Consider the following 228-nt stretch of genomic DNA (forward strand, 5'->3'; position numbering starts at 1 on the left):
GCTCTTATGAGCCTTTTGGTATCCTGCAAGGTTCCCGAAAGCATGGCCTGGGTGGTAAGCACCTTTGCCGGCAGCACAGAGGGTTTTGCAAATGGCATCGGCAACACGGCACAGTTTAATAATCCCGTCGGAGTGACTGTGGACTCATCCGGCAATGTCTATGTGGCAGATGCCATCCGGAAAATCACGCCGGCAGATAGAATAGAAGATAGAGTGGTAAGCACCTTT

1 protein-coding gene is annotated in these 228 nt (G+C 51.3%); it reads left to right on the forward strand.

What is annotated here, in order from left to right; genetic code table 11:
* A partial coding sequence (locus S1OALGB6SA_RS08945) for a hypothetical protein (protein WP_442789592.1) occupies positions 1–228 on the forward strand: 228 nt, incomplete at both ends.

The sequence above is a fragment of the Olavius algarvensis spirochete endosymbiont genome (assembly GCA_900608495.1).
Taxonomy (GTDB): Bacteria; Spirochaetota; Spirochaetia; order DSM-2461; family DSM-2461; genus UBA2779.